At 54.7% G+C, this 24,289-nt stretch carries 29 protein-coding genes and 1 pseudogene; 5 read left to right on the top strand and 25 right to left on the bottom strand.

Annotation, left to right across the window (positions count from 1 at the left end):
- Positions 1 to 89: 89 nt before the first annotated feature.
- From CLV97_RS08085 to CLV97_RS08055, 8 genes are all read right to left on the bottom strand, one after another.
- A complete protein-coding gene (locus CLV97_RS08085; RefSeq protein WP_106345010.1) occupies positions 90 to 749 on the bottom strand; it encodes a helix-turn-helix domain-containing protein in 660 nt (219 codons plus the stop codon).
- 73 nt (positions 750 to 822) lie between these two features.
- Entirely contained in the window at positions 823 to 1,164 is a 342-nt protein-coding gene (ssb, locus tag CLV97_RS08080) for a single-stranded DNA-binding protein (protein WP_106345009.1), read from the bottom strand.
- 26 nt (positions 1,165 to 1,190) lie between these two features.
- Complete coding sequence (locus tag CLV97_RS08075) at positions 1,191 to 1,433, bottom strand: hypothetical protein (RefSeq protein ID WP_146130434.1); 243 nt, start codon at positions 1,431 to 1,433, stop codon at positions 1,191 to 1,193.
- Between the two features lie 2 nt (positions 1,434 to 1,435).
- On the bottom strand, positions 1,436 to 3,625 hold the full coding sequence (gene recD2 / locus CLV97_RS08070; RefSeq protein ID WP_106345007.1) for an SF1B family DNA helicase RecD2: 2,190 nt from the start codon (positions 3,623 to 3,625) through the stop codon (positions 1,436 to 1,438).
- Positions 3,622 to 4,551: a transcription termination/antitermination NusG family protein gene (locus CLV97_RS08065; protein WP_106345006.1), complete on the bottom strand. Its 930-nt coding sequence runs from the start codon at positions 4,549 to 4,551 to the stop codon at positions 3,622 to 3,624. The genes recD2 and CLV97_RS08065 overlap by 4 nt, the downstream gene beginning before the upstream one ends.
- 63 nt (positions 4,552 to 4,614) lie before the next feature.
- Positions 4,615 to 5,001, bottom strand: a complete 387-nt coding sequence (locus CLV97_RS08060) for a DUF7667 family protein (protein WP_106345005.1) — start codon at positions 4,999 to 5,001, stop codon at positions 4,615 to 4,617.
- 216 nt (positions 5,002 to 5,217) lie between these two features.
- The gene (locus CLV97_RS18090) at positions 5,218 to 5,361 is read right to left on the bottom strand and encodes a hypothetical protein (protein WP_170070410.1); all 144 of its coding nucleotides are present in this window, start codon (positions 5,359 to 5,361) and stop codon (positions 5,218 to 5,220) included.
- Positions 5,362 to 5,374: 13 nt separating this feature from the next.
- Positions 5,375 to 5,656 carry a helix-turn-helix transcriptional regulator gene (locus CLV97_RS08055; RefSeq protein ID WP_106345004.1) on the bottom strand — a complete coding sequence of 94 codons (282 nt, stop codon included), beginning with the start codon at positions 5,654 to 5,656 and terminating at the stop codon, positions 5,375 to 5,377.
- A gap of 138 nt (positions 5,657 to 5,794) precedes the next feature.
- Between CLV97_RS08055 and CLV97_RS08050 the strand changes: the two genes are divergently transcribed.
- Positions 5,795 to 6,211, top strand: coding sequence for a helix-turn-helix domain-containing protein (locus CLV97_RS08050; RefSeq protein ID WP_106345003.1), 417 nt, complete (start codon positions 5,795 to 5,797; stop codon positions 6,209 to 6,211).
- On the opposite strand, the gene CLV97_RS08045 is transcribed toward CLV97_RS08050, so the two are convergent.
- Positions 6,208 to 6,456 carry a hypothetical protein gene (locus CLV97_RS08045; protein ID WP_106345002.1) on the bottom strand — a complete coding sequence of 83 codons (249 nt, stop codon included), beginning with the start codon at positions 6,454 to 6,456 and terminating at the stop codon, positions 6,208 to 6,210. The two genes, CLV97_RS08050 and CLV97_RS08045, sit on opposite strands and share 4 nt — an antisense overlap.
- A 296-nt stretch (positions 6,457 to 6,752) precedes the next feature.
- Between CLV97_RS08045 and CLV97_RS08040 the strand changes: the two genes are divergently transcribed.
- The 3 genes from CLV97_RS08040 to CLV97_RS08030 are packed head-to-tail and all read left to right on the top strand — an operon-like array spanning position 6,753 to position 10,272.
- The gene (locus CLV97_RS08040) at positions 6,753 to 7,904 is read left to right on the top strand and encodes a helix-turn-helix domain-containing protein (protein WP_170070409.1); all 1,152 of its coding nucleotides are present in this window, start codon (positions 6,753 to 6,755) and stop codon (positions 7,902 to 7,904) included.
- On the top strand, positions 7,894 to 8,613 hold the full coding sequence (locus CLV97_RS08035; RefSeq protein WP_106345000.1) for a YdcF family protein: 720 nt from the start codon (positions 7,894 to 7,896) through the stop codon (positions 8,611 to 8,613). Before CLV97_RS08040 ends, CLV97_RS08035 begins: the two co-directional genes overlap by 11 nt.
- Before the next feature lie 42 nt (positions 8,614 to 8,655).
- On the top strand, positions 8,656 to 10,272 hold the full coding sequence (locus tag CLV97_RS08030) for a recombinase family protein (RefSeq protein WP_106344999.1): 1,617 nt from the start codon (positions 8,656 to 8,658) through the stop codon (positions 10,270 to 10,272).
- Here the strand turns inward: CLV97_RS08030 and CLV97_RS08025 are convergent.
- The 4 genes and pseudogenes from CLV97_RS08025 to CLV97_RS08010 all read right to left on the bottom strand — a co-directional run bounded on the left by CLV97_RS08025 (position 10,232) and on the right by CLV97_RS08010 (position 15,564).
- Complete coding sequence (locus CLV97_RS08025) at positions 10,232 to 11,290, bottom strand: YifB family Mg chelatase-like AAA ATPase (RefSeq protein WP_106344998.1); 1,059 nt, start codon at positions 11,288 to 11,290, stop codon at positions 10,232 to 10,234. The genes CLV97_RS08030 and CLV97_RS08025 overlap by 41 nt on opposite strands.
- A gap of 145 nt (positions 11,291 to 11,435) precedes the next feature.
- The gene (locus CLV97_RS08020; RefSeq protein WP_425440556.1) at positions 11,436 to 12,854 is read right to left on the bottom strand and encodes an FAD-linked oxidase C-terminal domain-containing protein; all 1,419 of its coding nucleotides are present in this window, start codon (positions 12,852 to 12,854) and stop codon (positions 11,436 to 11,438) included.
- A 75-nt stretch (positions 12,855 to 12,929) separates the two neighbouring features.
- Positions 12,930 to 14,222, bottom strand: a pseudogene (locus CLV97_RS08015) ((Fe-S)-binding protein); the annotation flags it as partial.
- A gap of 1 nt (position 14,223) precedes the next feature.
- Positions 14,224 to 15,564: an FAD-binding oxidoreductase gene (locus tag CLV97_RS08010; protein WP_170070408.1), complete on the bottom strand. Its 1,341-nt coding sequence runs from the start codon at positions 15,562 to 15,564 to the stop codon at positions 14,224 to 14,226.
- 261 nt (positions 15,565 to 15,825) lie between these two features.
- Between CLV97_RS08010 and CLV97_RS08005 the strand changes: the two genes are divergently transcribed.
- A complete protein-coding gene (locus tag CLV97_RS08005) occupies positions 15,826 to 16,395 on the top strand; it encodes a hypothetical protein (RefSeq protein WP_106344996.1) in 570 nt (189 codons plus the stop codon).
- Positions 16,396 to 16,502: 107 nt separating this feature from the next.
- On the opposite strand, the gene CLV97_RS08000 is transcribed toward CLV97_RS08005, so the two are convergent.
- From CLV97_RS08000 to CLV97_RS07945, 12 genes are all read right to left on the bottom strand, one after another.
- On the bottom strand, positions 16,503 to 16,874 hold the full coding sequence (locus tag CLV97_RS08000) for a YraN family protein (protein ID WP_245891434.1): 372 nt from the start codon (positions 16,872 to 16,874) through the stop codon (positions 16,503 to 16,505).
- A 5-nt stretch (positions 16,875 to 16,879) separates the two neighbouring features.
- Positions 16,880 to 17,686: a ribonuclease HII gene (locus tag CLV97_RS07995; RefSeq protein ID WP_106344994.1), complete on the bottom strand. Its 807-nt coding sequence runs from the start codon at positions 17,684 to 17,686 to the stop codon at positions 16,880 to 16,882.
- Positions 17,655 to 18,563 (bottom strand): ribosome biogenesis GTPase YlqF, encoded by a 909-nt coding sequence (gene ylqF, locus CLV97_RS07990; RefSeq protein ID WP_106345045.1) that lies wholly within the window; start codon positions 18,561 to 18,563, stop codon positions 17,655 to 17,657. The genes CLV97_RS07995 and ylqF overlap by 32 nt, the downstream gene beginning before the upstream one ends.
- Positions 18,564 to 18,575: 12 nt before the next feature.
- Positions 18,576 to 19,124 (bottom strand): signal peptidase I, encoded by a 549-nt coding sequence (lepB, locus tag CLV97_RS07985; protein ID WP_106344993.1) that lies wholly within the window; start codon positions 19,122 to 19,124, stop codon positions 18,576 to 18,578.
- A gap of 94 nt (positions 19,125 to 19,218) precedes the next feature.
- On the bottom strand, positions 19,219 to 19,566 hold the full coding sequence (gene rplS, locus CLV97_RS07980; protein WP_106344992.1) for a 50S ribosomal protein L19: 348 nt from the start codon (positions 19,564 to 19,566) through the stop codon (positions 19,219 to 19,221).
- 90 nt (positions 19,567 to 19,656) lie between these two features.
- A complete protein-coding gene (gene trmD, locus CLV97_RS07975) occupies positions 19,657 to 20,406 on the bottom strand; it encodes a tRNA (guanosine(37)-N1)-methyltransferase TrmD (RefSeq protein WP_106345044.1) in 750 nt (249 codons plus the stop codon).
- Positions 20,407 to 20,416: 10 nt separating this feature from the next.
- Positions 20,417 to 20,980, bottom strand: coding sequence for a ribosome maturation factor RimM (gene rimM / locus CLV97_RS07970; RefSeq protein ID WP_425440555.1), 564 nt, complete (start codon positions 20,978 to 20,980; stop codon positions 20,417 to 20,419).
- 37 nt (positions 20,981 to 21,017) lie between these two features.
- Positions 21,018 to 21,245: a KH domain-containing protein gene (locus tag CLV97_RS07965; RefSeq protein WP_106344991.1), complete on the bottom strand. Its 228-nt coding sequence runs from the start codon at positions 21,243 to 21,245 to the stop codon at positions 21,018 to 21,020.
- 32 nt (positions 21,246 to 21,277) lie between these two features.
- A complete protein-coding gene (gene rpsP / locus CLV97_RS07960; protein WP_106344990.1) occupies positions 21,278 to 21,550 on the bottom strand; it encodes a 30S ribosomal protein S16 in 273 nt (90 codons plus the stop codon).
- Positions 21,551 to 21,581: 31 nt separating this feature from the next.
- Positions 21,582 to 22,934, bottom strand: a complete 1,353-nt coding sequence (gene ffh, locus CLV97_RS07955; protein WP_106344989.1) for a signal recognition particle protein — start codon at positions 22,932 to 22,934, stop codon at positions 21,582 to 21,584.
- A 41-nt stretch (positions 22,935 to 22,975) separates the two neighbouring features.
- The gene (ylxM, locus tag CLV97_RS07950) at positions 22,976 to 23,347 is read right to left on the bottom strand and encodes a YlxM family DNA-binding protein (RefSeq protein WP_245891433.1); all 372 of its coding nucleotides are present in this window, start codon (positions 23,345 to 23,347) and stop codon (positions 22,976 to 22,978) included.
- Positions 23,348 to 23,459: 112 nt separating this feature from the next.
- The gene (locus CLV97_RS07945) at positions 23,460 to 23,957 is read right to left on the bottom strand and encodes a hypothetical protein (RefSeq protein ID WP_106344987.1); all 498 of its coding nucleotides are present in this window, start codon (positions 23,955 to 23,957) and stop codon (positions 23,460 to 23,462) included.
- Positions 23,958 to 24,289 lie beyond the last annotated feature (332 nt).

Raw genomic sequence — 24,289 nt, 5'->3', positions numbered from 1 at the left:
GGTGTTCCCATATGGCGACACATGTGTTCCCAAATGGGAACACCCCCTTTCGACACTTCCCCCTTGGTATACGGCTTTTTTGAAAAAAACTAGGGTCTTTTTTGCGCCTCTTTTTTGTACTTCAGGTAGGTCTTCCTCCGATACAATTTTCCGTATTCGTCCCCCTTATGTAACCACAACTTCCAACTGAGGAAGATCTTCCTTTTCTCAAACTTGTCGTTTACTAACACTAATCGGGACAATGTCGCGTTGATCCTGTTTCGATCTCCGCACAGGGCGATTTCGGGGTTCATAAAAAACGGACGTTCTGAAACAGCCCTGCCGAACTCCCTCAATTCATGGGCGTTGACGAATTCGAAGATAATCCCTTTGTTAATCAACTCGTTAATCATCGTACTGGTTTTTTTTACATTGCGGTTTAGGCGCCTGGCAATTTCCGAAACCGTTAAAAATTGACCCGTTTCAGGGTCGACAATTGCGTTGCTGTGGATTTCAATCAACGGATGCAGCGAATAGATGAACGCCAGTTCCGCATTGGTTAAATACCGGCTCTGTACGAGTATTCCGATGTTTTCCTTGATCGATTGTACAAATCCGGCTTTGTTGGTATCCCGCTTTTTGACGATTGTAAATCCCTGCTCGTTGGCTTTCCTTTCTTCCGCCGCCACCAGTTCAAGGTTTACCATGGAGCATAAATCCCGTTTTCTGGCGTTGTAATCCGTTTGTTTAATTGCTTGTTTCAGGTCCATCCGTTCCCCCCTCGTATTCGAAAACAACCCAGGATCCCAGGATTGAAACTTCTGATCCTGGGTCCTGGGTTGTCTATTGGTCTTCTGTCTTTGTCGTTGTTTCTTCTTCAAGGACACGAACACTGTCCGCTACCACTTCCGTTACCAGGACTTTCCGACCGTTACGTCTAAAGCTTCGTACTTGCAGTCGGCCTTCCGCCGCCACCATGTGGCCTTCCTTCATGTGTTTCGCCACGTTTTCCGCTTGTTTCCGCCAAGCTACCATGTTGATAATATCCGTGTCCCGATTTCCCCGCTGATTGACGAAAGGACGATCCACTTCCAGTTGAAACATAGTGACCGCCACTCCGTCGGAAGTATGCATCAATTTTGGAGCCGAGGCCAACCGACCGAGTAATATCACCCGGTTTAACATGGTCGGGGGCTTTGGGGGCGACGGTCTTACGGGTTTTGGACGACATTTAGAAGCTGAAGTACAATCATGTAAATCGGGACGGCAAGAACATGGATGTGCAGATAGCCATCCTCCACCTTTTTGACGGACTTGATCTCCTTGATATACGCCAAGAATCGATTTCCCGCCGTATCCGTACTTTCCAGAACCTGACCCGCGTAATAGTCACAGTTGGTGCTGTCAGCTCCGTTCAGCTTGACTCTGGCAGTTGCCTCAACTTCATTCGCCATTTTCATAGGATCACCTCCTTGGCTGCTGTCTCCGCGACAGCAATTCGCTGCGCCAACCGCGTGTTCCGCTGACTGATCCTGTTGTTCTGAATCGCCATATTCATGGCCTTTTTCGTTCCGATGAAGACAAGTCTTTTCTCCGCCCGTGTCATGCCGGTATATATCAGGTTTCGGGCGAGCATCACATAATGACTTGTCGATACCGGAATGATCACGACGGGAGCCTGCCCGCCCTGGGATTTGTGGATCGTAATGGCATACGCCAACTGCAACTGCTTCAAATCTTCCTTGGTGTAGACAACTTCCCGGTCCATGAAATTGCAGATAAGAACATCCACCTTATCCCCTTCGTCATTGGTCATTTGGGTGATATCTGTAATGATACCGACATCCCCGTTGAAAACGTCTTTTGTATAGTCGTTTTGAGTTTGGATCACTTTATCGTGCTGGCGGAATGTGGTCGTCTTGATCTTCCACTCTTTTTTTGTCGGATGAGGCGGGTTTAAGGCTTGTTGCAATTTCTGATTCAGGATTTGCGTCCCGATCGGGCCTTTTTTCATGGGGCTGAGGATCAAAATGTCCGCCGTGTCGTATCCCAATTGCCTGAAGCGCAGGGCACTCTTGACGATCAATTGTGTAATCTTTTCCGGATCTTCTTGGTGTATGAAATACATGTCTGATTTGCTCTCATCAATCAAGAGCGGCTTTCCTTGGTTGACACGGTGGGCATTGGTGATAATCTGGCTCTCCTGCGCCTGCCGGAATACCTCCGTGAGCTTGACACTGGGTAGCCCAGCTTCGATCATGTCCTTTAACACGTTTCCCGGATTTACCGACGGCAATTGATCCACGTCACCCACAAAAAGCACCTTGGCATCCGTTCTCACGGCATCCATCAGCAAGAAAGCCAACTGCACATCCACCATGGACATTTCGTCGATGATGATCAACTGGTGCGGTAACGGATAATCCCGGTTGAAATCCGGTTCACATCCGACCCGGTATCCGATCAGCCGATGAATTGTGGACGCCTCATGACCGGCTACTTCAGCCAATTTGCGGCTGGCCCGGCCTGTTGGAGCCGCAAGAGCCACATCATGATCCGGGTATATCTTCTTGTAAATATCCAACATCGCCCGGATAACCGTAGTTTTCCCCGTTCCGGGGTTCCCGGTCAAGATCATAAGCTGTTCCCTGAAAAGCTTTCGAATGGCTTCCCGTTGCTTTTCGGCCAGCACAATGTTGTTCTGCTTCTGGTACCACTTGATATGGTTTTCGACCAAGGGCATAGCTTCGCCATCCCTGGAACCTCTCATTTCCGAGAGTTTCCGGGCAAGATCCTTTTCGTATCGGTACAGAGATTTGGGATATACACAATCGTCTTCAATTACCAATTTCCTGTCTGCCAAATAGTACAGACTTCGGGCGATTTCGTTTGCGCTGACCTTTTCGTCCGTGTTGTGGTTCAAAATCCGTTCCGTTTCCTGTATCAACTCATCCTTTGGCAAATAGCAATGTCCCGAAGTGTAACATTTTTCTTTGAGGACAAAGTCCACACAGGCATCGATGCGGTATCTGGACGAAGGGGGGATCCCGATCTTCCTGGCGATTTCGTCCGCCTTCAGAAAGCCGATCAGATTCAGTTCCGTCAGGTTGTACGGGTTTCGTTTAATCACTTCCACCGTGTTCGACCCGTATTCCTTGTACAGCTTCATTGCCATGTTGGTGGTAATACCGTATACCATCAATTCTGCCATGATATTCTGTACCTCGAAAGTGGATCGAACACTGTCTACGATTTTCCGGGCCTTCTGTTGACCGATACCCTTGATCGGCAGGAGACAATCTTCTCCCTCGTTCGTAATCCTTTGCAAAGCCTCTGCCCCCAAGCGGGCCACGATCTGTCTCGCTTGTTTTTCCCCGCATCCTTTGATCAGAGGTGAGGCCAGAAAAGCAATTGCTTGCTCCTCAGTTTGCGGGATCGGACGTTCCCAACGTTCCACCGCCAACTGCTTCCCATATTTCGGGTGATGCTCCCATTCGCCGTAAACCGTCAGTTCTTCGCCTTGTTCCACGCCGTATATGGAACCTTTGATCGTCATATCATCATCGCCGGTTGAAAACTTTGCAATCAAGAAATCGTCTTTTTGGTAGATGATTCTACCGACCTTCCCGGTGTAGGTTTCCATCATTCAACCAGAACCTCATATTGCAAGGATTCGACGATTTCTTTGACGATCTCGGAAGTGGTTATATTACTTCGTACTTGTTTTAGGCGATGACGAACCATTTCAAACAGGCAAACTGGAAACGTCTCTTTCTTACGGCATATGAAGGCTTTACACTGTTGAACCAGACGTTTCAGGCGGCTGTCACTGGAATCGATGTTCTCTTTGATCTCGTTCACTTGTTCAACCATCGTCTTCGACTCCTGCTCGACTGCTTCAAACCGCTCCTTTTTCTTTTTGATGTCGTCAGTTGTGTTCGCCTGATGCAGGAGCTCGCGGGCCTCGCGAATTCTGTCTTCCACTAACCGGACTTCTTCTTCGAAAGCCACTTGCACAACGGGCTCCATTTCCTCTTCTGTGGTTTCAAAAAAACGTTTCAGTTGATCTTCCGGGATGTTGTTTCGGGATACAACTCTGATCACATTGGGGGTGGTTTTGATCAGGTGCCACAACGTGGCTGGGAGAGTGTGAAAGTTGGGGAGCAATTCGACCAGGATATACCCCGGCAGAACACTTTTCATACGACCCTTCGCGTTCCTTTTGACCGTTTTGATTAAAGACTGCACCCTGCGGATGCTTTCCCTGTATGTTTCCCGCAGAGTGTTTTGTTCCGCGCTTTGACCAGCGGATTTCCGGAGTTCCGCATACTGCATTCGGAGATTCCCGAGGTATTCATTCAGTCGTTTTAGATGTAGATGGTAGGAAACGGCATCCGGATCAAATGTCGACGGCACATCCTCCTGAGCATCCGGAAGCACATGGGTGACGGATTCCATGGCGTAGACGGCCTTCACCATCCTATCTCCAGCCCGGTTCAGTACTGTCAAAAGCATTTGTTTCGCTTCGATTTCCTGCCCGGTTCGTACCTGCACGGCGAATACCGACGACATGTTTTCACCCTCCTTTGAAAGCGGTTCTTCCCGTTCTCTCAAGACCGGGGAATGGCAGGGAGTTCAGCCTTCCGCCCATGTCCTCTTTGCTCCCTCGCCCTCTCCCATCTCGTCCAGCACGGCGCATATTTCATGCGCCCATTCCGTCTGACCGATCGCCACCGCCAGCCGACCCATTTCATGCATCTTGTGAACCGCCCAGCAGTGCTCCAGGTTGGCGTCTAGTGCTTCTTCCCAGTACTCCCGGATCGAATCCGGAATCCGACCGTATTCCTTTTCGTGTGCCCGGATGTTGGCGATGGTGAACTCGAACCAGTGCTTTTTGTGCTTGTAGTGCACGATCCAGTCCAAGGATGTATTCCAGTCATTGATTTCATTGACGCTGAGCCGCATCCGCAGTTTCCTGTTTTTCCACCACAACTCCGCTACTCGCTTGTGGACGGGCTCCATCATGCTTCCTCCCGGTACGCCAGTGTGATATACTGGCGGTGATTGGGGTTTTTTCGTGGGCCGTCATTACCCGCGGCCCTTTTTCTGTGTTCCGCCGTTCAGATCCGCTGCCATCCGCAGAATTATCAGCCGGATCTCCTTCGGGATCGCCTGCCACTGGCCGGCCTTGACTTTTATGACATCGCCTCCTCGTGAACAACTTGACGACGATGGATTTCATTTGGCGATCACTTCTTTCCCATTCTGTTCATCTGCCTTTTCCGGTCTGGAAAACAACAAGATCCGCAGGGCCTCGACCATCCGCTTCATGTCCGGTTCATAGGTGAATTGAATTGTGATGCCCTTGGGAGCCTTGAGCATCGGAATTCCTCCTTTATCCGGTTTGGGTGTGGGCATCGGGATTGTCTCCTTGAACCACGTCATCCAACATTTCGTTGTTTATCTGTTCAAAAAAAATCTTGCGTACAGGTTTTTCAAAGAGATCAGCAATCGCCAATGCCAGTTCAAGATTAGGTGTCCTCACTCCTTGTTCAATCATTCCATAGTAGCTAATCGTAATATTTATGCCGAATTTTTCACATAGTTTCTCCACCGTATCCCTTTGCGACCATTTTCTTTGTCTCCGTAATGCAATTAAGTTTTGACGACGTGGCATATTTTCACCCTTCCAACGTTTTGTTGTTTCTATCATATACAACATTATGTTGATTGTCAACCACAAAAACAACATTTTGTTGAATATGATCAATAACGTTTACGATACAACTTTGTGTTGTATAATATATCGGAGGGGATGATTACAATGGGGCTATTTGCGAAAAGACTAAAAGCGCTGAGGATAAAACATCATATGTTACAAAAGGATATGGCGAAGAAATTAGGAATAACTGTAAGCGCTTATGGATTTTATGAGCAAGGCAAACGAGAGCCAACTTTGGAAATGGTGAAAAAAATAGCCGGTATTTTTGATGTGACTGTCGATTATCTCTTAGGTCGCACAGACGATCCTAAAGGAAATGTAACTGAATTGAGTATCCTTGATCTCGAAAGGGCAATTGAAATGATCGAAAAAGGAAAGGCACACTTCGGAGGACACGAATTAACAGAAGAAGATCGCGAATTTATCGCAAAGATGATCCGACTCGCGATTGAAAGGAAATACAAGCGGGATGATAAGGACGAACAATCTGCTACAAAAGAAAAAGCTTAAGCTAATTCTCTTCGTTTTATTTCAAAACGACGGTAGTTTAACTCCTTGATTTCATCGACCGTGAAACAACCTTCTCCAATGAGATAGTCAATAATGGTCTCCGCGTCTATCTTTGTACAATGGAATGTACCGAAGAGTTTTATGTCGTTAGAACTGATCATTTGTTTCGAAAACTTATTTGGAAAGATCTGTCTTTCTTGTTTTTTCTTACCATCCATTGTCTGTTTGCTTAAAACTTGTCCCACTTGTTTCTCCCTCCCTAAACCCCCATTCTTCTAGCGGGGCAAAAGATTATGATGAAAATTTCGTATTTGGTGGTGTCCCACATTCTATTGTCAAAAAAGGTGTCTGGCGACACCCTCCCGCCATGATGAGGCCTTATTTTCTCACCAAAAGTCCTTACTGAGAATTATAAAACTGGAATGGGGATTTAAATTCTCCACTAAGCCATCATTTATCCTTCACTAATCCGTCACTTATCCTTGACTTTTGACATATGTCGAACAGGGTGAGCAGCAAAGGCGTACGGGGAGGTGCGATGATGAAGAATTCTTTGTTACGCGCAGCAAGGCGTAAGAAAGGGTGGAGTCAGCAGCAGCTGGCAGACTTTGCCGGACTCTCCCGCTCGACCATTGAGCGGGCAGAACGTGGGGAACCGATCAGAGTGGACAGTATTCAGCGATTGTGTGAATGCCTTCAAAAAACACCCGAACAATTAGGGTTGCTTGCTCCTGAAAAACATGACACTCCACAAATTTTGAATCAAGACCAACTTCATACCGTTTTGTGTAGCGACTATTTATCCATCCTCGAAAATGACATAACGAGTCGTTGGTCATTATATCATACAGGAGGAACAAATCTGGCCTATCAAGGTCTAAATACATTGGTGCAACATATTTTAAACTGTGTTAATCTGTTGCGTGGTGATCATTTGTATGAGCGTGCATTAAGATTACTTTCTTTAGGATATCAACTGCAAGGATCTGTGTACCGGGATTTAACGTGCTACCCTGAAGCACATGTGGCTCATAGGAAAGCACTTCTTGTCGCTCGAGAATTGTTCGACCCTGAATTAATAGCCGCCGCTCTTGTACGTGAGGGGATCACATTTAATCAGCAAGAATCCCCAAAAGCGGCTATCACCTACTTCAACCTTGCCGTTGAAACCATCAAACACCTTGGATACATCAAACTGGAAGGCTATATCCTACAGGCTCTTTCAGAGGCACAAGCTAAAGCGCAGCAATCACGGGAAAGCTGGCATAGTATTAGTCTTGCAGAGAAGACCCTTGAACGTCAGCCCCTCATCCCTGAACAAAGTTTGATACGCCTCAATACAGCATCTTTAATAGCCCAAAAGGGAGTAAATGCAATGCTCTTGCATGACTATAAACAGGCTATTGAGTTGATCGATAACAGCCTTGCCGGTTATGATCCTGCGCTTATTCGAGGCCGTGCAAGATTACTTACTCAAAAAGCGGAAGCTTATTATGGGCTCGGTATCCTTGATGCTTGCGTTCACAATGCACAAGATGCGTTTATGCTTGCGCGTTCAGCTGGATCAAGTAAGATCATGAATAAGGTAAAGACATTACACACTAAATTGATTCAATCTAAATGGAGAAAAGACCCGAACATCGCTGATTTGGGCAACGTACTCACTGAGAGTCTCGTTGAAAGTGGTGAGTGAAATAGAAATTATTATGTTGCTCATTGGTTTCATTTTGTTGAACCTAGTAGCTTGGTTTATATTCTATAAGAAAGGAAAACGGTTTGCATTAAGGGATCGTCTACAAAAAGCTGATGCTATTGTTGTACTCGCCGGCACCCGCGGAAATATCAAGTTTCTGGACGGTAAAATACGTACTGCCGTGAGTCTGTTTCACCAAGGATGGGCTCCATACATTATTTGTAGTGGGAAATTCAGTGTGAAAGTAACAGAAACGCCTAATCTTATTCCTCTGGAAGAGCTTAAAACCGCAGCTTCGAACGGACGTATACAGGAAAAAGATATCGCTAATGCGGCAAAAACGTGGGATACTAATCTTGGAGCCAAATACATGCGAGATAAGGCTTTGGCTATGGGAGTTCCCGCGGAAAATATTCTGGTCGAAAATGAGTCTTTACACACACGTGAAAATGCAGAGTACGTACTCACTTTGCTGAAAAAACATCATTTTTCCCATGTGATCCTAGTCACATCACCATTTCATCAGTTACGCACTTACCTCACTTTCGCCAAAGTCTTTCAGCCATACGATATAGAAATCACCAACTATTATGCAGATACCGGCGAGTGGCATCCCGCAACTTGGTTTCTGTCCAAAGAACACCGTAACCTAGTGAGTAGTGAAGTGGAGCGAATTAAGCTATACAAAGCAAAGGGAGATCTTCTGTAAGCCCCCTAGCGCCCCTTTAACTCAGACCGGGAGTGCTTAACCATGAAAGCCGCCGTCTACGCCCGAGTTTCATCCGAAGACCAGCAGGAGCGCCGGACAATCGAAACCCAGTTGGAGTTTGCCAGCAAATACTGTGACCTCCACAAGATCGACGTGGTGGAGTGGTACCAGGACGACGGAGTTTCCGGTACCATTCCCCTGGAGGAACGCGATGCCGGCGCCAGGCTCTTGGCCGACGCAAAAGACGGGAAGTTTCAGCTCCTACTCGTCTACAAGCTTGACCGACTTGGCCGATCAGCCCGTGTCATCCTCAACGCCGTCCACGAACTGGAACAGACCGGCGTAAAAATCCGGTCTATGACCCAACCCTTCGACACCGGCGATCCCAGTGGCCGGTTTCTCCTCACGATCCTTGCCGGTGTCGCGGACCTGGATCGGGAGACGATCCTGGAGCGGTTGTGGTACGGGGCCAACCGTGCCGCTCGAAAGGGCAAGTGGCTCGGGGGGATCGTTCCCTACGGCTACAGGGTCAATGACGAGGGGTACCTGGAGATCAACGAGGATCCTCTCCCCGGGATGGACATGAGTGAGGCGGATGTGGTCCGGCTGATCTTCCGCCTGATCGCCGAACAGCGCTACTCCACCATCCGGGTTGCGGACTATTTGAACTCAATAGGTGTTCCGCCAGCGTATAAAAAAGACGGCCGCAAAGTCAAAAAGGGTAAACGCAAGGTCAACACTGCCGGGGTGTGGACACCCAGCCGGATCCGGAACATGATCGTCAACACAACATACAAGGGAATCCACCAGTATGGAAAGCGCACAAACAAACAACGGGAGATCATCACCCGGGAGGTTCCCGCAATCGTATCCTCCAATCAATGGGAAAAAGCCCAAAAGGTCTTGAAGGATAATCATCTGGAGGCCATGCGAAACGCCAAGCGGAAATACCTTCTGCGGGGACTCATTAAATGCGGGTTGTGCGGTCTTAACTATTGCGGCACTCAGTTCCCAGGGCCGGGTCGGAAACCCAAGGTTTATTACGTCTGTAACGGGAAAACGACATACCGCGGCAAGTATAAAGGCAAATGCCCGTCGAAAAACATCCCCGCTCAATGGATTGAGGAAATGGTGTGGAAACAGTGCGTCGACTTCATCACCAACCCGGGTGACGCGATGAAGGAGCTGGCTACCAGTCTTGAGGAGAGAAAATCCGGCCAAGCCGATCTTGAAGCTGAGGAAAAAATGATCCGGAAGGCCATAGAGGATAAGGAGAAGGAAAAGCAACAGATCCTCGACCTGTACCGAAAGCAGCTCATCACATCGGCAGATGTGGAAGAGCAGCTCCTTAAGATCGCTCGGGAAAAGGAAGCCCTCCAGCAACAGGACGCGGAACTGGCCCGAAAGATTGAGATGGAAAAGGAAGTGGAGCAGCAGTTCAACAACGCGGAAGAACTCCTCGCAGACCTCCGATCCAAGCTAGAAAAGAATCCATCTTTCGAGGACCGTCGGCAAATCGTTAAGACTTTGGTGAGAGAGATTCGGGTAAACACGGAGACCGACGAAAGAGGCAAACTCCAAGCCAATGTTTCCGTCAACTTCACTTTCTCCCAAGTTGTTAACTGCACGGACAGGGATTCATCGAACCGACCAGCATGAACTCCGCCGGATAGGTGAACACGGCCCGGGCGCGGGAAATGGTCACCTCCCGGTCCTCCAGGGGCTGACGAAGCACCTCCAGGGCGCTCTTGGAAAACTCGGGCATTTCGTCGAGAAACAGCACGCCTCGATGGGCCAGAGAAACTTCCCCTGGCTTCGGGATATTGCCTCCCCCGATCAATCCGGCCTGCGAAATGGTGTGATGGGGACTGCGAAAGGGACGCCGGGTGATCAGCTTCCCGCGGCCGCCGAACAGTCCGGCAATGCTGAAGATCTTGGTCACTTCCAGGGATTCCCGATCGGTCATCTCCGGCAGGATGGAGGGAATGCGCCGCGCCAGCATCGTCTTGCCCGAGCCGGGCGGTCCGATCATGAGTAGGTTGTGCATGCCGGCGGCAGCCACCTCCAATGCCCGCTTCACATGGGACTGGCCTTGTACGTCGGCAAAGTCATCCGTCGTATGCTCCTCCTCTTCCCCGGGTTCCGGTTCCGGAGCCTCCGGCCGGATCTCCCCCCGCAGCACCTGCACCGCTTCCCGAAGGGACCCGACCGAGATCACCTCCATCCCCTCGACCAGACGCGCTTCGGAAGCGTTCTGCCGGGGAAGCATCACCCGGCGGATTCCCCGTTCCCGCCCGGCGATCACCATCGGAAGCACTCCCGTCAACGGGCGGAGCGTGCCATCCAAGGCCAATTCTCCCAGCAGGAGGAGGTCCCTCGCATGCTCCAGGGGAACCTGGCCGCTGGCCCCCATCACGCCCAGGGCGATGGCCAGGTCAAACCCGGACCCCTCCTTTTTCAGATCCGCCGGGGCCAAATTGGTGGTGATCCGCTGAAGGGGAAACCGCCCGCCGCTGTTTTTGATGGCCGACCGCACCCGTTCGCGGGATTCCCGCACGGCGGAATCGGGTAACCCCACAACATCAAAGGCCGGCAGGCCATTATGGATGTCGACCTCCACCTCGACGATGATTCCGTCGATTCCGTAAACGGTCGCGCTGTACAGCTTCGCGTACATAAAACCCTCCGAAAAAAAGAAACCATCAGTTCAAGAAAGAATATTTCGATCCCTGATTTGGGAAATCCTTCCGCAGGCAGGAAGAAAAAAACCGCATCCCGCGGCATGACGCCGCGACATGCGGTTCCGTTCGGCCTGGAGAGCATCATCCCCCGGAATCCTGATCCTTCGCATGCTTCTTCACCTCGGCGCAGCGGGCGGGACGGGGCAACATCTTTCCGGGATTGCACAGATCCTCCGGGTTGAACACTTCGCGGACGGCGGTTTGAACCTCCAGTTCCTCCTCGGTCAGAAGATATTTCATCTCTTCCCGCTTTTCCAAACCGACCCCGTGTTCGCCGGTGATGCTGCCGCCCACGTCGACGCAAACCTTCAGGATGGCGGACCCGGCCTGAATGGCCCGCTCCGTTTTACCGGGAACCCGGGAATCGAACAGGATCAGGGGATGCAGGTTGCCGTCGCCGGCATGGAACACGTTGGCGATGCGCACGCCCTTTTCCTTCCCGATCTCCGCCACCCGGGCCAGCACTTCCGGCAGCCGGCTCCGAGGAATCACTCCGTCCTGCACCAGATAATCCGGGGAAAGGGTTCCCACCGCCCCGAAGGCGGTTTTCCGGTTGGCCCACCAGCGGGCCCGCTCTTCCTCCGAGGCGGCGGGGCGCACTTCGCGGACGCGATGTTTTCGGCAGACATCGACGATCCTCCGGATCTGCTCCTCCAGGCCCGCTTCCACCCCGTCCACTTCCACCAGCAACACCGCTTCCACATCCCTGGGGTAGCCCACGGGAAACGTTCCCTTCTCCACCGCCTCGATGGCCAGGGTGTCCATCATCTCCAGGGCGGCGGGCAGGATTCCCGCGGCAATGATGTCGGACACGGCCTCGCTGGCGTCCTCCACCCGGTCAAAGAGAGCCAACACCGTCCGGACTCCTTCCGGCTTCTTCATCAGCCGGACGGTGATTTCCGTAACGATGCCCATCGTTCCCTCGGAACCGACAAACAGCCCCACCAGATCGTATCCCGGCGTGTCCGGAAGTCCGCCCAGTTCCGCCACTTCTCCGTCGGGCAGAACCACTTTGATCCCCAACACGTGATTGGTGGTCACCCCGTACTTGAGACAGTGGGCGCCCCCGGCGTTTTCCCCCACGTTCCCGCCGATGGTGCAGGCCTGTTGGCTGGAGGGGTCGGGGGCGTAGTAATATCCCCGGTCCGACACGGCCTGCGTCAGGTGCAGATTGATGTAACCGGGCTGGACCACGGCGATCCGGTTGGGCAGATCGACGGAGAGGAGCCGGTTCATCCGGGCCAGGCTGATGATCACTTCCCCGCCCCGGGGAGTGGCCCCCCCGCTCAACCCCGTTCCCGCTCCCCGCGGGATGAAGGGAATCTTCATCCGGTTCAAAAGGCGGACCACTTCAGCCGTCTCTTCGGTATCCTTCGGAAATACGACGGCGCGGGGCTGCGCCTTTTCCAGCGTGTAAGCGTCGCACTCGTAGGCGAGGAGATCCTCTTTTCTGAACAGAACCGCATCCTTGCCCAGAAGGCGGATCAATTCTTCGATCAGCCCCTCATCCCGGGGTTCGGAAACGCCCCTTGCGGGAGCTTCCACAGCGGCGGCCACTTCCTCCTCCGGCATCCCCTCTCTCCGGTAAGCCTCATCCAGCAGCTCCACCGTGTGCACCACCCGTTCCCGCCCGCCCCGCTCATGGATTCCCATGGCGATCTGCAGCATGCAGCCGGGATTGCCCATGGCGACATAATCGACCCCTTCGGGTATGTCGTCCACCTTCCTCTCCAGCAGTCGCCCCGCCATGTCCGGATGGGTCAGATTGTAGACCCCCGCGCTGCCGCAACAGCGGGCCGCGTCGGGCATCTCCACCAGGGTGAGGCCGGGGATGCTCTTCAGCAGTTTCCGCGGCTGCTGCCTCACCCGCTGCCCGTGGGCCAGATGGCATGCTTCGTGATAAGTGACGGTTCCGTTCACTCTTCCGGAAGGCGGCTCATAACCGATCTCATCCAAAAAGCTGGCCACATCCTGCACCATGCCGGCAAGCCGGGCCGCCTTTTCCCGGTACTCCGGATCGCCGGCCAAGAGTTCCCCGTACTCCTGCATCGCGGAACCGCAACCGGCGGCGTTGACGATCACCCGGTCCACCCCCGCATCGAGAAAGGCGTCGATGTTCTGTCGGGCCAGTTCCTTGGCCGTCTCTCGATCCCCGGCATGGACCTGCAGGGCGCCGCAACAGCGTTGCCGCTCCGGGATCACCACGTCGCATCCGTTGCGCGTCAGCACCCGGACCGTCGCCTCATTGATACCGCCATACACCACATCCATGACACAACCCGTCAGCAAAGCCACCCGGTACCTCCGTTCCCCCCGAGCGGGGGATACCTTCGGAAGGCGCTTCCGCGAGGGGGCTTCCGGGATCTCCGGCAGAACCGCCTCCATCCCGCGCAGATGGTCGGGCAACAGCGAAAGGAGGCCCAGCTTACGGGCCGCCGCTTGCAGTCCCGAACGCTGATAAAATCTCAGCAATTTCCCGAGGAAATGGAGCCGCTCCGGCTTGGGAAAGATGTGCCGCAGGAAGAGGCGGCTGACCATCCCCTTCCACCCGCGGGGCGGCATCGCCTGATGCAGCTGCCCTCGGGCCTCCTCGATGAGGGCTCCCACCTGCACGCCGGAGGGACAAGCCGTTTCGCAGGCCCGGCAATCGAGGCATTGAAAAACCGGGTCGTACAAACCCTCATCCAGCCCGATCCGCCCTTCGCCCGCCGCCTTGATCAAATACACCCGCCCCCGCGGCGACTGGTGTTCCAGTTTTTCCTCCTGATAGGTGGGACAGGCGTCGAGACACATCCCGCAGTGAATGCAGACAGACCACTTCCCCTCGTCCGGGGGATCCGGATAAGGATAGCCGGTTGCCGCAGCCATATCATATCCCTCCCACAAAGCGTCCCGGATTGAGCCGACCGTCGGGATCCAAGCGTTCCTTCAGCCGCCGCATCATGAATAGCCCGCCGGGCGACCGACCCCACACGGGGATCCGCTCCTTCACTTCAAGGGGGGCCTGCTCCAATACCAGATAACCCCCCGGCTCCTCGAACCGTCCCCGAAGCCGTTTCAAGGCGGCTGTGAGGGCATTCAGCCGTTCCTTCGGCGCCCGGAGTACCGCCCGAACCACCCCGGTTCCCGCTCCTCCGTGGGCAATCGCCCGCAGATCTTCCTCTGAGGAAACCTCATCCACCGCCCGGAGCATTTCCGGAACCCGGTCGGGCAGCGTGATGCCCTTGGCCACCACCGCCGTCTCGCTCTCCGGCGGATCGAGGGCGCCCGGAACCGCCTCTCCCAACACCCGCCAACCTTCCGCCGCGTCTCCTCCCTCCAGCGCGAAGTGCAAACGGAGCCCCTCCTCCGTCGCCCAAGACTTCAACCGGTCCCATTGCGCCTCCACTGCCGAACGTTCATCCTCAAAGCCGACCATCACGCCGCAGGGCGCTTGCCATGCCTCGGAGAACAGACGCATCGCTTCGCCGTTTACCGCCTCCACCGCCGCCGGCTCCATGGGCGAATCCAAAAGGCGGCGGCTCAAGCGTTGCACGGCATTCCAATCGTCGGCTTCCAGAAGAATCAGGATTTCCACGGGGGGCACAGGACGCAGCTTGAAGGTGCATTCGGTGATGATCCCCAGGGTGCCCAGAGATCCCACAAACAATTTGTTCATGTCGTATCCGGCCACATTTTTCACCACTTTTCCGCCGGTTCGGATCACCCGGCCGTCGGCCAGAACCACCCGCAGGCCGATCACCCAGTCCCGTACGGTTCCGTACTTGAGGCGTTTGGGTCCGGTCATCCCCGTCACCACCGCCCCGCCCGCCGTGGTCATCTCCGGCCGGGGCGGATCCAGAGGGAGAAACTGTCCCCGCCTGGACAGGTGATCCCGCAAGGTTGCCAGAGAAGTTCCCGCCCGCACCGTAACCGTCAGATCGCCCGCCGAGTGTTCCAGCACGCCGCTCATCCGTTCAAGGGAAAGGATGACGAAATCCCGGTTCACCCGGTTGCCGTATCCGGCATACGCTCCCCTGCCCCGAGGAACGACCGACACACCCGTTTCGGCCGCCCAACGGACCACCCTCTGGATCTCCTCCTCCGACTCCGCAAAAACGACGGGCGCCGGCGAGGATCCCCACAGGGATGCCTCCGGAGCATTCCGATGGACCCGATCGCTTCCGAGAATTGCGGTCAGATCCTCCAACCGATCATCCGACAGAGCCAATGCCGTCCCTCCTTTCATCTGTAAATAGATTATCACATTTTGCCGATGTTTTCTGAGTATCCGCCCTTGCGAAAAAACTGAGAATCCACACGAGAAATCCGGGCTGATGGCACAAGCTCCAAAAATGTACTATATTAATGTTATAGATATAGGAACTCGGTACGAAGAGCAAACTCCGTTGACAACCCCTCTTCGACCCCCGGGAAAGGACGGAGTCGAACGGGACAACCCCTGGCCGAACATTGAAAAGAGGTGGTTTCCGTGAAGTCACTTTTTAAGCGCCTGATCGTCCAGAAGAATCAACATGCCACCGAAGGGGAGGAGCATCCGACGGATCCGGAACCCCGCGATGAGCGGATGGACAATCGCCCACGGGCGGAACGGGCCAGGACCGTTGATCGGGGAGCAAAAGAAGAGCAATTTCAAGTACATATCGAATTTTTCCTTTACGATTCCAAAAGCAAGGGAAAATCCACCTACACGGAAACGGACATTCACCGGTATCCGATGATGGGTTTCACCTTGTATTTTCCTCATACCAAGGAGCAAAACACTCGTCCCATGTGGATGAACTGGATGCTGAAGGGATTGGAACAAACCCTGGAGACAATGAAAGTCACCCCTCACCTGGTGGACGAGCCGGATTTGTACAGCCTGTTCGTCGACCTGAAGCGGTATCCCCATCCCGAGGTGAAAAAATGCATCTACCTGGTGTTTCAACAGCTTTATCAATGGCAAAACATCGGGAATGACGAAGTGGCCCTTCGCATTCACATCGGCGGGGACGAACTGTACCAGCGCCTTTTGGACACCTATTCGAAAGCCGTGTGAAAGATCCCCCGAGCCCCATGCATGAAACCCCCTCCGCGGAATGCGGAGGGGGTTTTCCTTCGGCATAAACAAAAAAAGCGCATCAAGCGCTTCGACCGGCGATCTGTTCAAAAGGCGCCCTCCAGGTGACGGATGCTCTTCGGCCGGTCGTCCCGGCCGAGCAGGACGGAAATCACGTCAAAGCGAACCGGCAGGTGGTAAAGGCCATTTTCCTGGAGATAGCGAAGGGCCAGCCGGCGAACCTGGCGCCTCTTGCGAGAATCCACCGATTCATATCCGTATCCGAACCGGGTTCCCCGTGTCGTCCGCACCTCGACCACGATCAGCTGGCCGTCCCGGAGGGCGACGATATCCAATTCCCCCCAGCGGGTGCGCCAGTTGGTGTCCAAGATCTCCCATCCCTTGGATTCGAGAAAGCGCCGGGCCCATTCCTCCCCGATACGCCCGGTCGACCGGCGGGGATCACCTCTTTCCCGCAACGGAATCACCCCATCGACCGCTCCGGAAAAAGGGATCCCTGCAGCCGTTCCCGGACGGGTGCAAAACTGCGCCGGTGAAGGGGGCACGGCCCCCATCGTTCCAACGCGGCCATGTGGTCGGGAGTCGCATACCCCTTGTTTTGATCAAACCCGTACTCGGGGTAGCGGGCGGCTGCTTCCTCCATCAACCGGTCCCTCTCCGTCTTGGCCACGATGGAGGCCGCGGCGATGGAGTGGCTGAGGCTGTCCCCCTTGATGATCGCTTGTTGGGGAATCGCCAGGCCGGGAACCGTCAAGGCATCCACCAAAAGCGCATCCGGGGAAACCTGGAGACTCAAGACCGCCCTCCGCATCGCCTCGAGGGTGGCCTGCAGAATATTGTGGACATCGATATACTCCACGTCCGCCATGCCGATCCCGACGGCCGTCGCCTCCCGGTCAATCCGCCTCCGGAGCTCTTCCCGCTCCGAGGGGCTCAGCTGTTTCGAATCGTTCAATCCGGAAACATCGAAATCTTCGGGAAGAATCACCGCCGCCGCCACCACGGGACCGGCGAGGCACCCGCGTCCGGCTTCGTCCAATCCGGCAACCGCCCTAAGGCCCCTCGCCCAGTATGTACGTTCCGTCTGCCACATCTTCTCGAGACGGGCCGCTTCCTGCTCCATCCGTTCGATTTTCCTGAGATGGCGAAGGGCGATTCTGCGCACGCCCGCCCGGGAATCCCGAAGCATTTCCTCCAGCAGTTCGCGGGATACGTCGGATTTTCCGGCGAGCCACGCTTCAATTTCGCGGATCGTCCCCCGCACTTTCATCCGATTTTCCCTCCCCGTCCTCCAGCCAATCTTCGGGCCGTTCCAGGGAAACGCGGCCGAACCGTCCCGAACGAAAATCGCGAAGAACAATCTCCGCCGCCTTTTCCCAGTCGATGGTTCCCCCTTTTGCCACACAACCCCTGCGACGACCCACCGCTTCCAGCAGTTCGGCCCCTTCGGCCGAGGGGAGATCTTCCAGACGATACCGCTCCCGGAGACGTTCGGAGTACCGCTCCCGCAAATACCGAAGCAAAAAAAGGGCCACTTCCTCAAGGGGCAAAATCTCTTCCCGGATCGCCCCGCTGGCGGCCAGCCGGAGGCCGACGCGGGGATCCTCCAGCTTGGGCCACAGAATTCCGGGAGTATCCAGGATCTCCATGGAATTCCCCACCCGAATCCACTGCTGTCCCCGGGTCACCCCGGGACGGTCCCCCGTCCTGGCGGCGCTGCGGCCCGCCAACCGGTTGATCAGCGTCGATTTTCCCACATTGGGAATCCCCAACACCATCGCACGGACCCGCTGGAAGCGGATGCCCTTCCGCTCCAGAGCCGCTTTTTTCTCTTCCAGCAAACGATCCGCGGCCCGGGGAATCTCCGCGATCTGACGCCGGTTTCCGGCATCGATGGGCACCGCTTCGACGTTCCGTCCGCGGAAAAACCGGATCCACTCCTCGGTGACGGCTTCATCCGCCAAATCGCTTTTCATCATCAAGACGATTCGCGGACGGTCGCCCACCAACCGATCGATCAAGGGGTTACGGCTGGACTGGGGGAGGCGTGCATCCAGCAGCTCCAGCACCACGTCCACCATTTTGATTTTTTCTTCCACCTGTCGGCGGGCCTTGGCCATATGGCCGGGAAACCACTGTATCGCCATCTTCATCACCCGTCACCACAGAAAACCGAAATCCGTCATGGGCCAAAAGACGAGGTCCGCCCGCCCCACCACCCAGTCGATCGGCACCGGTCCGATATCCCGGCTGTCGCTGCTGTTCCCGCGGTTGTCCCCCATGACGAAGAGATGTCCTTCGGGAACCTTTGTGGGAGGCATGTCGGAAGTCGGGGTGCCCGGTTTTATGTACGGTTCGGGTATGCTCCTCTCATTGACCAGGACCCTGCCGTTGCGCACCTCTACGATGTCGCCCGGAAGACCGATCACCCGCTTGATATAATCCCGTTTTTCCTTTTGATAATCAAATACGATCACTTCTCCACGCTTCGGTTCGCGAAACTCATACACCAGTTTGTTGACCAACACCAGGTCACCGTCATGAAGCGTCTCTCTCATCGACGGGCCGGAAACGTGAAAGGGTTCGCACACAAAAGAGCGGATGATCCACGCCAGTATGAAGGCGATAACCAGGGCTTGCACCCATTCCCACGCCTCATTTCCGCCTTTTCTGCGGTGCCTGGCGGAACGGGGAACGTACGGTTCCATAAAGCTCCTCCTGACTTCTCAACATCCCAATTTTCAGGTTTCCAATACGTGAAACAAAAGGGCTTGAAATTCAAGCCCTTTTTTCCTGCGCGCATCAGCGGTGCACTTCTTTGATCCGGGCCGCTTTCCCCCGCAGTTTCCGCAGGTAGAACAGTTTGGCACGGCGAACTTTTCCGCGGCGCACCACTTCGATTTTGTCGATCCGGGGGGAATGCAGGGGGAATGTGCGTTCCACACCGACCCCGTAAGAAACTTTCCGCACCGAGAAGGTCTCGGAAATGCCGCCGCCCCGCCGCTGGATGACGACGCCTTCGAACACCTGAATCCGTTCGCGTTGACCTTCGATCACCTTGACGTGCACGCGGACGGTGTCACCCGCCTTAAAATCGGGGATATCGCTACGAAGCTGCTCCTTCGTCACTTCCCGAACGATCGGATGCATGTCTATCCCTCCTTCCCACGCAAACAGTGCGCGCCCAACCGAAAAAAGCACTTTAAACAATGCATATTTTATCACAGGCACGGTTGGAACTCAATCCGAGGGAGGCTCGCCCTCCCGATCCAGGCTTCTCAAATAGGCCCGATCCTCCTCGGACAATTCGGCGTGCTCCAGCAGATCCGGCCGGCGCTCCCAGGTGCGCCGGAGGGATTGTCTCCGGCGCCACTCGTCGATTTTCCGGTGATTCCCGGAAAGCAGCACCTCGGGCACCTTCCATCCCCGGAAATCGGCCGGACGGGTATACTGGGGGTATTCCAGAAGTCCTGTGGAAAAGGAATCCTCCGCCGCCGCGGACTCGTTGCCCAACACCCCGGGTATGAGCCGGCTGACGCAGTCGATCACCACCATCGCCGGCAGTTCTCCCCCGGTCAACACATAGTCCCCGATCGACAGCTCCTCGGTGGCCAAATGTTGCCGGATCCGCTCATCATAACCTTCATAATGGCCGCAGATCAGGATCAGCCGACGGTGACGGGCCAGCTCCTCCGCCTTCCGCTGCGTGAAGGGCTCCCCCTGGGGGGACATCAGCAGGATGGGCGGTTTCTCGCTCTCATCGGCCAAAAGGTGCTCCACCGCCCGGAATATCGGCTCCGGTTTCAGCACCATTCCGCCCCCTCCGCCGTAGGGGGTGTCGTCCACCGTGCGGTGCTTGTCGGTGCTGAACTGTCGGAAATCGATCACTTCCGCGGCGATCAATCCCTTTTCCCGCGCCCTTCCGATGATGCTGGTGGAGAGGAAGCCGGAAAACATCTCCGGAAACAGCGTCAGCACGTCAAATCGAATCTGCGCCACCTCATCTCAACCCTTCCATCCAGCGGATCGTCACGCGTCCCGCATCCGGATCGACACGCAACACCACATCATCGATGTAGGGAATCAGAATGTCCCGGCCTCCATCATCCGGCCGGACAACCCACACATCGTTGGCGGGCATCTGGAGGATATCTTCCACCACGCCGATCCGCTCCCCTTCGGTGGTGACCACCTCACACCCGATGATCTGGTAAAAATAATACTCTCCCTCATCCAGATCCAACGACTCGGAGCCCTCCACCACCAACTCGCCGCCCTTGTAGGGCTCCGCTTCATTGATGTTGTTCCATTCGCGGAACTTGATGAGGAGGACCCGCTTGTGCGGACGGCTCCTCTCCACCGTCAGGGGAACGGGACTTTCAAGGCGCGGGTGGCGGAGGATCAATCGGACGCCGGGCGAGAAGCGTTCTTCCGGAAAATCCGTCCGGGAAATCACCCGGACTTCTCCGCGAATCCCGTGTGTTCCAACGATCTGGCCGACGGTGAGCCACTCCGGCTGGTTCATCACCCGCATTCCCTTCCCTTTCAGCCAGTTTTCGATCATACCCGGATTTGCCGGGCGGGAAGCTCGAAGACCGCCCTCAGACGATCTCCACCACGACGCGTTTCTTGTCCTTCGCCGCTTTCGCGCCGACAACGGTGCGGATGGCCTTCGCCACACGCCCCTGCTTGCCGATCACCTTGCCCATGTCTTCGGGGGCGACGGACAGCTGATACACGTCGACTCGCTCCCCTTCCCGCTTGACGACGCTGACCTGATTCGGGTGATCCACCAACGACCGGGCAATCACCCGGATCAGTTCTTCCATGGGAATCCCCCCTGCTCATTGACCTGCGGGAATCACTTCAGATTCTTCGCTTCATGGGCCTTCTTCAAAATCCCCGCCTTGCGGAACAGGCTGCGCACCGTGTCGGACGGTTGTGCGCCCGTCGCCAGCCACTTGAGGGCTTTTTCCTCGTCGATCTTGATCTGGGCCGGATCCGTGAGCGGATTGTAATATCCGATCTCCTCGATAAACCGGCCATCCCGGGGTGCGCGGGCGTCGGCCACCACCACCCGGTAGAAGGGCGTTTTCTTGGCACCCATGCGTTTCAGGCGAATTCGTACGGCCATTCCATCTCACCTCCTTTGCAGAATCTCGGCGTCAGCGGAAGGGAAAAGGGAATCCTCCTCTTTTCCACTTCTTCTTGCCGCCTTTGGCCTTTGTCGAAAACTGCTTCATCATCTTCCTCATGCTTTCAAACTGCTTGATCAGCCGGTTCACTTCCTGAATGGTGGTTCCGCTCCCCCGGGCGATCCGGCGGCGGCGGCTGGCGTTGAGGATTTCCGGATGTTGCTTCTCCTGGGGCGTCATCGACCGGATGATCGCTTCCACCCGGCTCAGCTGCTTCTCATCCACCTGAAGGTTCTTCAATTCCTTCGCCTGGCTCAGGCCCGGTATCATCCCGAGGATTTCGTCAAGGGGACCCATGTTGCGCACCTGCTGCAGCTGCTCCAGAAAATCGTCGAAGGTGAACTGCTGCGTGCGCATCTTCCGCTCGAGCTCCCGGGCGCGCTCCTCATCGACGGCCGCCTGGGCCTTCTCGATCAGCGTGAGCACGTCGCCCATTCCCAGGATGCGCGAAGCCATCCGGTCCGGATGAAAGGGTTCCAGGGCTTCCATCTTTTCCCCGGTTCCCACAAACTTGATCGGACAATCGGTCACCGCCTTGACGGACAGGGCGGCACCGCCCCGGGTGTCTCCGTCCAGCTTGGTGAGCACCACGCCGGTCAGGCCCAGCTGGTTGTGGAACTGTTCCGCGACATTGACCGCATCCTGACCGGTCATCGCGTCCACCACCAGCAGGATTTCCTGCGGATTGACGGATTCCCGGATCGACCGAAGCTCCTCCATCATCGCTTCGTCGACGTGCAGCCGGCCGGCGGTGTCGATGAGAACCGTGTCACATCCCTCTTCCTTGGCACGACGGACCCCTTGCTCGGCGATGCGAACGGGGTTTTCCTTATCGCCCAGGGAGAAGACGGGAACGTCAATCTGCTGTCCCAGCACTTCCAGCTGGCGGATGGCGGCGGGACGGTAAACGTCCCCGGCCACCAACATGGGACGGCGGTTCTGCTTTTTCAGATAGAGGGCCAACTTTCCGGCGGTGGTGGTTTTTCCGGCCCCCTGCAGCCCGACCATCATGATCACCGTGGGCGGGGAAGAGGAAAAGGTCAGCTTGCTCTGCTCACCGCCCATCAGGCGGGTCAACTCCTCGTTGACCACCTTGATCACCTGTTGACCGGGGGTCAGGCTTTTCAACACCTCTTGACCGACCGCCCGTTCCCGGACGCGGTCGATGAATTCCTTCACCACTTTGAAGTTCACATCGGCTTCCAACAGGGCAAGGCGCACCTCGCGCATGGCCGCCTTGACGTCCGCCTCCGTCACCTTGCCCTTGCCACGCAACTTCCCGAGGACGGCCTGCAACCGTTCGGACAACCCTTCAAAAGCCATCTGTTAGCCTCCCCGTTCGGCGAATTCCCTCTGCCATCCGGTCAATCCAGGTCCAACAATTGTCTGATGAGCGGCTCCGCCACCCGTTTCCCTTCCGGAATCTCCTCGAGCCGGCGCAACATTTCCTCCGCAATCTCCCGCCTCCTGCGGTGCTTCTCCAGCAGGCGAAGACGGCTTTCCAAATCGATCATCACGTCCTGCGCCCGCTTCACCGCTTCGTAGACCGCCTGGCGGGAGATTCCGTAGTGTCCGGCGATCTCCCCCAAGGACCAATCCTCGTGATAATAGAGCTCCAACATCGCCCGCTGTTTGTCCGTGAGCAGCGGACCGTAAAAGTCGTAAAGCAGATTGATCCGGGTGGTTTTCTCCAACATGGCCGTCACCTCGGCACCGGAGGCCTCACAGTACCTCATCATATAGAAACCAAAAGCGGGTGTCAAGTTGTTTTCCTTGAAAGACGACCTAATAATTGTTTAATCGGTATAGTGCTGCGGAACATGATGAAAATTTGGGTAATATTTCCGCTTAAATGATCCCTTCCCGGATAAGTCGTCCCTTCAATTTCAAACAATCATGATAATCCTTTTTATTTCTCATGAACACTTTGAACATGTTTCCATAGAATTGGATGGCTCCATCGATCAATATCGTCAACAACTCATTTTGGGGCAACAACCAGCCCTTTCCATCTACTTTCAACAAAACAAGATCGGAATTTTTTATCTGCTCCAAGCAGATCGAAGTGGGAATCGACCACAGACCCGCACAGCCCCGTCCCGTTTTTACAAAGGAATCTATGGCATCAACCATCTCATACCAGGTAAAGTAAATCAAATCCCCATAACGATCATCCAGTATCGGTGCTCCATAATAGGATAGATCAATATACCCTTCCAATTCCTCGAAGTCAAAATTAATATAAGGTTCCGCTGTTTTTAAACGATCGATTTCATCCATCGCCATTTCCGAAGCCCATTGTTTCAGATCGAATCGTACATAAATGTAAGTATTGATTTGAAGCATATGTGCTACTCCTGATTTCATGAATTCCAAACACCTTCAATGCGAATCGCGAAACGACTCAGTTAAGTCGAGACTTTTCCAAATTGGTACCCTCGGGTATGCTGTTCGTCATAAAAGAAGGAATAGCCGGTCGTTCGGTCCTGTTCCCCCTTTTCCAGAATGCAAGGATTCTGAAAGCCACACAAAGCGATAAAGGATCCCGATTTGCTTGCAAGTTCCGGATAACGCGGTTGTTCGGCAACAAAAAACCGAGGCCTTTTCAATGCCCCTTCTTCAGCAATTTAACCATTAACACCCGCGATCAATCATAGCAAGATCACATCCTGAAGTAA

Origin of the sequence: Planifilum fimeticola (assembly GCF_003001905.1) — a bacterium.
In the GTDB taxonomy this organism is placed as follows: domain Bacteria; phylum Bacillota; class Bacilli; order Thermoactinomycetales; family DSM-44946; genus Planifilum; species Planifilum fimeticola.
The sequence above is the reverse complement of the archived record's forward strand: the minus strand, read 5'-3'. Positions and strand labels throughout refer to the sequence as shown.

Bases quoted from the DNA above. Each gene is read 5' to 3' on its own strand.
- CLV97_RS08085 (WP_106345010.1), bottom strand. From the start codon at position 749: ATGGACCTGAAACAAGCAATTAAACAAACGGATTACAACGCCAGAAAA.
- ssb (WP_106345009.1), bottom strand. From the start codon at position 1,164: ATGTTAAACCGGGTGATATTACTCGGTCGGTTGGCCTCGGCTCCAAAA.
- CLV97_RS08075 (WP_146130434.1), bottom strand. From the start codon at position 1,433: ATGGCGAATGAAGTTGAGGCAACTGCCAGAGTCAAGCTGAACGGAGCT.
- recD2 (WP_106345007.1), bottom strand. From the start codon at position 3,625: ATGATGGAAACCTACACCGGGAAGGTCGGTAGAATCATCTACCAAAAA.
- CLV97_RS08065 (WP_106345006.1), bottom strand. From the start codon at position 4,551: ATGTCGTCGGTATTCGCCGTGCAGGTACGAACCGGGCAGGAAATCGAA.
- CLV97_RS08060 (WP_106345005.1), bottom strand. From the start codon at position 5,001: ATGGAGCCCGTCCACAAGCGAGTAGCGGAGTTGTGGTGGAAAAACAGG.
- CLV97_RS18090 (WP_170070410.1), bottom strand. From the start codon at position 5,361: ATGCTCAAGGCTCCCAAGGGCATCACAATTCAATTCACCTATGAACCG.
- CLV97_RS08055 (WP_106345004.1), bottom strand. From the start codon at position 5,656: ATGCCACGTCGTCAAAACTTAATTGCATTACGGAGACAAAGAAAATGG.
- CLV97_RS08050 (WP_106345003.1), top strand. From the start codon at position 5,795: ATGATTACAATGGGGCTATTTGCGAAAAGACTAAAAGCGCTGAGGATA.
- CLV97_RS08040 (WP_170070409.1), top strand. From the start codon at position 6,753: ATGAAGAATTCTTTGTTACGCGCAGCAAGGCGTAAGAAAGGGTGGAGT.
- CLV97_RS08030 (WP_106344999.1), top strand. From the start codon at position 8,656: ATGAAAGCCGCCGTCTACGCCCGAGTTTCATCCGAAGACCAGCAGGAG.
- CLV97_RS08025 (WP_106344998.1), bottom strand. From the start codon at position 11,290: ATGTACGCGAAGCTGTACAGCGCGACCGTTTACGGAATCGACGGAATC.
- CLV97_RS07995 (WP_106344994.1), bottom strand. From the start codon at position 17,686: ATGAAAGTGCGGGGGACGATCCGCGAAATTGAAGCGTGGCTCGCCGGA.
- ylqF (WP_106345045.1), bottom strand. From the start codon at position 18,563: ATGGCGATACAGTGGTTTCCCGGCCATATGGCCAAGGCCCGCCGACAG.
- lepB (WP_106344993.1), bottom strand. From the start codon at position 19,124: ATGGAACCGTACGTTCCCCGTTCCGCCAGGCACCGCAGAAAAGGCGGA.
- rplS (WP_106344992.1), bottom strand. From the start codon at position 19,566: ATGCATCCGATCGTTCGGGAAGTGACGAAGGAGCAGCTTCGTAGCGAT.
- rimM (WP_425440555.1), bottom strand. From the start codon at position 20,980: ATGATCGAAAACTGGCTGAAAGGGAAGGGAATGCGGGTGATGAACCAG.
- CLV97_RS07965 (WP_106344991.1), bottom strand. From the start codon at position 21,245: ATGGAAGAACTGATCCGGGTGATTGCCCGGTCGTTGGTGGATCACCCG.
- rpsP (WP_106344990.1), bottom strand. From the start codon at position 21,550: ATGGCCGTACGAATTCGCCTGAAACGCATGGGTGCCAAGAAAACGCCC.
- ffh (WP_106344989.1), bottom strand. From the start codon at position 22,934: ATGGCTTTTGAAGGGTTGTCCGAACGGTTGCAGGCCGTCCTCGGGAAG.
- ylxM (WP_245891433.1), bottom strand. From the start codon at position 23,347: ATGAGGTACTGTGAGGCCTCCGGTGCCGAGGTGACGGCCATGTTGGAG.
- CLV97_RS07945 (WP_106344987.1), bottom strand. From the start codon at position 23,957: ATGCTTCAAATCAATACTTACATTTATGTACGATTCGATCTGAAACAA.